This is a genomic window from Collinsella sp. LCP19S3_B11 (assembly GCF_052121915.1).
GTDB lineage: Bacteria > Actinomycetota > Coriobacteriia > Coriobacteriales > Coriobacteriaceae > Collinsella.
In genome coordinates, this window is the sequence record NZ_JBQKDI010000032.1 from 1 (window position 1) to 4,233 (window position 4,233).

Here is a 4,233-nt window from a genome sequence, read left to right on the forward strand (position 1 = left end):
ACCATTACTACTGGTTCGTTCTGCTGATTTTTTAGTTTTTTCACTTCATTGATAATGTCTTTTGAAATAAGACCACTTCCACCATCAGCAACCAATAATGGGCGTTCGGTATTTTCGAACATGATTTCATCCACAAAACCATTTTCAACAGCTTCTTCTGCGGTTAGCCATGTTTCTTTATCCATTAACGCTAAAATTTCTTCTTTGGCTTTACCTGTTTTTGAAGCATATGCATTAGCTAAAGAATTATTGGCTTTCTGTAAAATTTCACTTGCTTTGTCCATTGTGTGATAATCACCGCCAACCCCCATCGAGACATTGTGAATCATAATTTGACCAACTGGGCTAATGGCAACTGTGTTACCAGCCATCGCAATTATACTTGCAGCACTTCCAGCCATTACAATGTTTACTTTCACATGACCCTCATAAGAACGCAGAGCTGTGTATATTTCATTTCCCATATCCACAAGTCCACCATATGAATTGATAGTCACTTCAACATCTTCATTATTTGCAGGTAACAAATCTAAAACATCGTTCGGGGATGTTGCTTCCATGTCAAACAACTCATAGAACCATTTATCATCATTAGAAATGATTGGCCCATTAACTTTGATTTTCACTGTCATCTTCATCTTCACCCCCTTTCAATTTTTCATAGTTTTTAGTAATATGATGCTCGTTCATAAATGCTTCCTCTGATTCTTCATACTCAAAATCAATTAACACTTGGTTAGGCGTGAATACTCCAGAAGCAATTAATTTATCAATTTGTACAGCTTGTTCATACGGATCACGTTTAAGAACATTCATGATTACCACTCGTACACCTTGTTGGTACTCATATTTTTCCAAAACTTTATTATTAAGTTCTGATTGTAGTTTGTCCTTCAATTGAGTAATACAAAGTTTTTGATAGGCTTTTAGATTAAATTCTAGATCGGCCATTTCTCCATGTACTAATGCAGAAGGAACACCAATGGCACGACAAACATCATTGATTAATGACTTTTTCATTTGGTCCAATTCTTCCAAAGATTGATTAGACGAGCCCGTTTTATTTGTGTACTCTTCGTATTTAAAACCTTTCAGTTGTGGAACTATTGCTACTGAGTTATTTCTAAAAGATTTGTATATCTTATTAACGAATGCTTGTATTTTTTCTTGATCGGTTCTTCCATTTACGTCCTTTTTATCTCCATAACTACCTGTTTGATCAATAGATACACCTGCTCGAATTTGGTTATTTCGCATAGAAACTTCTAAGATACGGCCAAAAAGCTCACCATAATCATTGAATAGACCATCGGTGAACTTATCTAATTTTTCATTGTTATATTGAAGGTAAATAACCTCAGACATTTTAAAGTTTCTCTGATAGATGTAGTTTTTTATAGTTACTTCCGAAAACGTATCTTCGTATAGTGCATATTCATTTCTATAAAAATCATCTGCAATCAATAACTGATTATCATCGGAAACAACTACTAACACTTCGTTATTTTTTAAAAGTGTATAAAAGAATTTTTGCCAAAAATCATTCGCTGACATGTCTTTATTTGGGCGTACGTTTAGTAGATAGTCCCATTCTTCTTTCGTGGCACCTCTTATTTGTACTTGCGTTGTTGACATGGTCCTAGCGACAAAATTTAAAACAGAATCTAAAGCCCAGCGCTTTAAGTATGCTCTAGTAGATACGTCGTTTATAAACTCAAAATCCAACATTTCTTGAATAGCTTTGTTTTTAGCTGACGTACCTTTTAATAAGTCAAATAAACTCACTCATTCACCCCCTTTCCAAAAAATGGTAAAACTTAAATATTTGAAAAACTATACTTAAAATATTTATCAAAATTACGTTCGATTTTTTCTTCTGCTGATTGAATGACTTTCGTGTCCTCTTTTCTTAAAACATAAATTTTGAAATATACACTTGCCTCTAATAAGTAATAACGTAGCCTTTTCTTGACGTTTATTTCAATTACTTGATTTTCCATTCAATTCTCCACCTCTATTTTATTTTCCCTAAAAAATGACGACCCGATTTATTTTCTTTTTTTGCTGGCACATCCCATTTATAGCCGTTATGAGTAACGAATGTCTTTTTGAAATATGCAATATTGTTTCCATAAGCTGATTTCGTTGCCCTAACAATATTTAGGTATTGTGGTTTATACATAACTATCACTCCTTAAAAGTCTAATTCTTCTAATATATCGAATGCATCTTCAAAATTATAATCTGTGAGTTCATCTGCTAAATACATACCGCATACAAATGCTTTAAATCCATCTGTTTTCCTTCTAACTTCTTCTTTTTTTAAGTACGTCTTATTTCCATCATTGTTGGTCTTTACTAATACATTATTCGTGTACCACCGCATTAACGGATTTTCTCCAAAAATGATGTGTCTATTAGCAAACGCCGTTTCTATTCTTGGTGCAAGCAAACTATCGACCGCTCTAGGATTTTTTATCACAACCACTTCAAATCCCGCAGCTATTAGTAACGGTCTCAATACATCCATTCTGAAATTATCGGCAACAATTTTTGTAACTCCGTATTTATATCGTTGTTCAACAAACCAATCGACCACTGTTTGTGGCTCAATTGTAGCTCCATCAACTACAGATAATAATCCTCTGTTTTCCCATTCTTTTATCGGTGCGAATCGCTCTTTTGTTTGTTCTGATGCTTTCCTAGAGTATCCGTAATATATGTCTGCAAATTGCTTTCTAACAAATGAATGTGTTTTAAAAACATAGTCATCCTTATCTTTAAATAAAAGACCACATGCGGCAAAATCTCGCAAGCTAGCAAAGTCCAAACATCCAATTGCTTGTCTACCTTCTAAATTTGGTAAAGGACGATTGGTGTTCATTATTTCTTCGTAACTAGCCACTGATCTTTCTAAATCTGTAACTGGTAAATTCATTCTTTTAGTCATAAACTCTTCTCTATTTGACGGATCGTCCTCTAAGTCTTCATATTCTTCAAAAATAGTTTCTAAAAGGCTCTCGGCATACTCTGATAAAGGTTGATGAAACATCGGATTTGCTAATTCCCAGTTTTCTGATTCTGTCACTTGGTCTTCTGAATCTAATTTGCAAATAAAAGGGAAAATAGCATTAGGTCGACTAGAACCGTTTAACACTCTTTTGGCTTTTTCTTTAAGAGAATCTAAAAATCCCTCTCGAACATATCCATCTGTTCCTACATAAAATTCTCTAGGATTCGGCTTTTTTCCTAATCCAGAAATATGCACTTTTACATCTTTGTTCGAAGGGTATTGGTGAATTTCGTCGAAAGCCACCGCTCCATCTCTTAAACCATCTTTAGTATCGCCATTCGACGTTCTAAATCTTATATAGCTACCAGTTTTTTTAGAGGTTATAACTGTTTTCCCATACTCGAAAGCTTTTTGAAGTGTTTTATTTCGTTTGATTGTATTGTAAATTTCTTCGAAAGAAGTTTTTGCTTGATCTTCTGAATTCGCAACAATCGAAATATTGTAATCTAGAATTCCATGTAATTCAGTTTGTAAAAAATTAAGAACGACAGAAAGAAGACCATTTTTACCGCCACCACGGCCGAACATCCATAGAAATTTACGATAAAAATTTCTGTTATTCTTTTTAAAATACAAAAAGACGAAAGCAATCAAAAATTTTTGAAATGGCTGTAATTCAAAAAACCATTTTTCACCATAATTGATGCAATCGTCTATCATTTTGTCATTAAAATATATATCATCTCTTGAAAGTATATCTCTTTCTAGATACTCTATTAGTTCAATTCTTTCTTTATTAAGTTTTATTTCACCTTTTTTATATTGTTGTATATAGTAATCGACATGTTTTTGCTTAATCATACTAAGTCACTCTCGCTATAATTATCATCGTCAACGCTAGTCACTATTTTTGTTGATTCATCTAAATTAAGGTCTTTTCCCAAAGCAATCAATGCACGTGAAATTTTAACTTTTTCGGCGATTGCTGGATTGATTTTTAAGTATTTCTGCGCTCCGTTTTCAAACTCTACAATCGTTCCATACTTAGAAATAGACGAATTCATTTTTTTATAAAGCTTTACTAAATCAAGGTATCTCTCGACTTTTTCAACTTCTAGTTGATCGTTTTCGTCAATTTGACTCATCAACTGTTTTTTCAAATCTGCCATTTTCAATAGCAATCACCCCCCTATAAAAAAATTTAACGTATATTTTTAGAC

Annotated in this window: 6 protein-coding genes; all 6 read right to left on the minus strand. The window is 33.2% G+C overall.

All coding sequences use genetic code 11. The features are described 5' to 3' along the window. Positions 1–638 (minus strand): head maturation protease, ClpP-related (locus tag ACTQV4_RS10080; RefSeq protein ID WP_441569764.1); only part of this gene is annotated, 638 nt, incomplete at its 3' end. Beyond that, on the minus strand, positions 610–1,785 hold the full coding sequence (locus tag ACTQV4_RS10085; protein WP_010707159.1) for a phage portal protein: 1,176 nt from the start codon (positions 1,783–1,785) through the stop codon (positions 610–612). The genes ACTQV4_RS10085 and ACTQV4_RS10080, both read right to left, overlap by 29 nt. Before the next feature lie 32 nt (positions 1,786–1,817). Further along, the gene (locus ACTQV4_RS10090) at positions 1,818–2,000 is read right to left on the minus strand and encodes a hypothetical protein (protein WP_002359532.1); all 183 of its coding nucleotides are present in this window, start codon (positions 1,998–2,000) and stop codon (positions 1,818–1,820) included. Positions 2,001–2,014: 14 nt separating this feature from the next. Next, positions 2,015–2,182 carry a hypothetical protein gene (locus ACTQV4_RS10095; protein ID WP_002358079.1) on the minus strand — a complete coding sequence of 56 codons (168 nt, stop codon included), beginning with the start codon at positions 2,180–2,182 and terminating at the stop codon, positions 2,015–2,017. A gap of 12 nt (positions 2,183–2,194) precedes the next feature. Then, complete coding sequence (locus tag ACTQV4_RS10100) at positions 2,195–3,874, minus strand: terminase TerL endonuclease subunit (RefSeq protein ID WP_104890202.1); 1,680 nt, start codon at positions 3,872–3,874, stop codon at positions 2,195–2,197. Then, a complete protein-coding gene (locus ACTQV4_RS10105) occupies positions 3,871–4,182 on the minus strand; it encodes a P27 family phage terminase small subunit (protein ID WP_002358082.1) in 312 nt (103 codons plus the stop codon). Before ACTQV4_RS10105 ends, ACTQV4_RS10100 begins: the two co-directional genes overlap by 4 nt. Positions 4,183–4,233 lie beyond the last annotated feature (51 nt).